At 48.8% G+C, this 3,426-nt stretch carries 4 protein-coding genes; all 4 read left to right on the top strand.

The features are described from left to right. Positions 1–273: 273 nt before the first annotated feature. On the top strand, positions 274–1,449 hold the full coding sequence (locus ACY692_RS14650; RefSeq protein ID WP_462326120.1) for an ATP-binding protein: 1,176 nt from the start codon (positions 274–276) through the stop codon (positions 1,447–1,449). A 333-nt stretch (positions 1,450–1,782) separates the two neighbouring features. After that, a complete protein-coding gene (locus ACY692_RS14645; protein ID WP_462326119.1) occupies positions 1,783–2,166 on the top strand; it encodes a GxxExxY protein in 384 nt (127 codons plus the stop codon). A gap of 500 nt (positions 2,167–2,666) precedes the next feature. Further along, entirely contained in the window at positions 2,667–2,999 is a 333-nt protein-coding gene (locus ACY692_RS14640) for a nucleotidyltransferase domain-containing protein (protein ID WP_462326118.1), read from the top strand. Next, on the top strand, positions 2,996–3,235 hold the full coding sequence (locus ACY692_RS14635) for a HEPN domain-containing protein (protein ID WP_462326117.1): 240 nt from the start codon (positions 2,996–2,998) through the stop codon (positions 3,233–3,235). The genes ACY692_RS14640 and ACY692_RS14635 overlap by 4 nt, the downstream gene beginning before the upstream one ends. The last annotated feature ends 191 nt before the right edge of the window (positions 3,236–3,426 follow it).

Below are 3,426 nucleotides of genomic sequence, written 5' to 3'. Positions count from 1 at the left end.
AAAGATTGAAAGACAAGGACATCCAGCCTCCAGGCCTATGTGCATGAGCCAATCCTTGCCCCCTACCCATGCTTCTCAGAACGCAGAGCGTCCCCCAAAATGCCTTTCTCCGCGCCCCTGCGCGAGAAAAAAACATTCTCCCGCAAAAGCAGCCTCATTAGACCACACCTCCCCGTTGACACCCGTATTTTTTAAACATAGTGTTTAAATATTATGGACAAAAAAAGATTTTTAGCCCCTAAGATCAACTCCCTGCTGGGGATGTTTCCGCTTGTGGCTGTTCTAGGCCCCAGACAGTGCGGCAAATCAACACTGGTCAAAAATCTTCGTCCGGACTGGAACTATTATGATCTGGAACGACCGGATGATTACCAGCTCATCACCAGCGATCCACAGGGATTTTTCAGACGCAGACCGGAAAAGACCATCATCGACGAGGCCCAGCAGTATCCGAAACTGTTCGGCATTTTACGGTCAGCAATCGACGCTGACCGCTCGGCATCGGGCCGCTATCTGCTGACAGGTTCGAGTTCACCCGACATAGTCAAGGGGTTGGCTGAAAGTCTGGCCGGTCGCATGGCATGTGTGGAATTATGGCCTTTCAAGGCCGGTGAATTGTATGATCGCCCGCTGTCCGGGCTATATGCAGCACTCACGGGAAAAAAGGATCTGGAGTCGGTGCTCGAGCACCCACCAAGCCTGACCATCGATCAAATCCATGAGCAGTGGCTTTGGGGCGGCTATCCGGAACCCCGAATCAAGCAACACCCTTTTCCCGAATTTCATGGGCTGTGGATGGACAATTATTTCGCCCAATACATGGATCGGGATATAAGCCAGCTTTTTCCCGGACTGAATCGACACGCCTTTAAACTCTTCATCCAGGCATTGTCCTTTCATTCCGGCCACATTCTGAATCAATCAGAGCTTTCCAGGGCCGTTGAGATCAGTTCCCCCACAGTCAAACACTACCTGGAAATCCTGCACAATACCTTTGTCTGGAGAAACCTCCGAAGTTTCGAAAAAAACAGTTTGAAAAAAATCCAGAAGATGCCCAAAGGCTTTTTTCGGGACTCCGGCATCCTGCACCACCTGCTTAAACTGACGGAAACAGATAAGCTGCTGGTCCATCCCGCAGCTGGCCCCTCTTTTGAATCGTTTATGATAGAAGAGGTCATTCGGGGATTTCAATCAACCCTGACCTCGGGCCTTGACCATTACTTTTATCGAACAAAGGACAAATCAGAGGTAGACTTGGTGATTGAGGGACATTTCGGTCTACTTCCCATAGAGATCAAACTGGGTCACAAGATTGATCACCGCAAACTTGCCGGACTCAAAAACTTCATGACCGACACCAAAGCGCCGCTGGGAATCGTGATAAACACTGCAGACAAGGCCGAGTACCTGACTGACGATATTATCCAAATACCTGCAGGTTATTGGTAGAAATACCCTACTCGAGCTTAAACGTAGGTTCACGAAGATAACGACCGAAGTGATGCATAAAGGCATCTCCTTCATTGCCGATAGGCTTCATGAGTGACGGACACGGACAAAGACGGTTCTCGCGCAGAGACGCCGGGACGCAGAGAAAAGATTGAAAGAAAAGGGCGTTTAAGCCAGTGGTCATTACCAATACTTCCCCCCCCTTCCACCTTGGAACGCAACGCGTTCTAAGAATATGCCTTCTCCGCGCCTCCGCGCCTCTGCGCGAGAAAAAAAGAAAAAGGCAGTATCGCCCTGAGACGCTGGGACGCAGAGAAAAAACAGGTACCAACCATGACCGAAAACGAAATAGGCACCGAAGTCATCGATGCCGCCATCACCGTTCATAAGGAATTGGGCCCGGGTCTTTTGGAGACGGTCTATGAGGTCGCCCTGGCCCATGAAATGACCTCTCGGGGGCTGTCAATAAAACGTCAGGTTCCCATTTCCATCGAGTACAAGGGCATGACCTTTACCGAGGGGTTCAGGGCGGATATCGTCGTCAACGAGAAGGTCATCCTCGAACTCAAATCCGTGGAAAAGATCACTCCGGCCTACAAGAAACAGGTCCAGACCTACCTCCGCCTCTCGGGCTGCAAACTCGGCTACCTGCTCAACTTCGGCGAAGCCTTGATGAAAAAAGGCATCACCCGCTGCGTCAATGGGCTTGAGGAGTAAAGGGCAAGGACAAAGACGGTGTCGCGCAGAGGCGCAGGGACGCAGAGAAAAAATTGAAAGGCAAGGACGTTTAAGGCAGTGGTCATTGCGAATGCACAATTCCTACCCCTGTCCTCTTAGAACGCAAAGCGTTCCCAAAAAATGCCTTTCTCCGCGCCTCTGCGCCTCCGCGCGAGAAAAAAAGAAAAAAGCTCTATCGCGCTGAGACGCCGGGGCGCAAAGAAAAGACCAAAGACACAGTGTAATAATGAATGAATCCAGATACCTGCACCTCGCATCACCCCATTCCCCCAGAACGCAAAGCGTTCCCCAAAATGCCTTTCTCCGCGTCTCTGCGCCTCTGCGCGAGAAAAATCATTGAATCCTTGGCAGATAGCTGCTAACGAAATGTCTCCGTCAATACATTTCACCTGACTCTCGACTCACGACCGACTATCAAACCGGAATTCCAGACTCATTCCCCATTGGCGCTCAAGTTATTTATAGTAGACGAACCGATTATGAAAGATATTGAACTGTTGAAACAACAAATTATCGAACGTCTCAAGGGCATAAATCCGGAAAAGGTCATTCTTTTCGGAAGTTATGCCTATGGAACCGCGAATGAAGCAAGTGACTTGGATCTTTATGTGGTAACAAATGACGATTTCATCCCAAAAAACTTCCAAGAAAAAACCCAGGTTCGCCTGAAAGTGTCACGGGCTCTCAGCGATCTTCAAAAAACGATTCCGATCGATATCATTACACATACCCAAAAGATGCACACCAAGTTCATCAACCTGAACAGCTCGTTCGCCAGGGAAATAACCGAAAAAGGTATTAGGCTGATATGAACGAAGAAATCGTCACCGAATGGCTCAAATCGGCCCAACTCGACTTGGCCAGTATTCATTACCTTATCGACAAGGAGCACCTCACCCCTATCGTTGCATTTCATGCTCAGCAGACCATTGAAAAAACGATCAAAGGATTGCTCGAATCCAAAAACCTCAGGGTTCCGAAAACCATAAACTCCAGTCATTCTTCGCGCTGGCTGATGTTGATTTCGAATTCGATAACGATTTGCTGATTATTCTTGATGACCTGTACATTGATGCACGTTATCCAGGCGAACTAGGCCTTCTCCCGGAAGGTAATCCGAGCATTGCAGATACCAAAAAATTTCAAATTGTTGCCGAATATGTCTTTGAAACTGTATGCAACCAGCTGAGCATCAAGGCACGTTAAATATTCTTCCATTCCTTCAGAACTCACCCTTCA

This window comes from Desulfoplanes sp., from assembly GCF_054921335.1.
The sequence above is the reverse complement of the archived record's forward strand: the minus strand, read 5'-3'. Positions and strand labels throughout refer to the sequence as shown.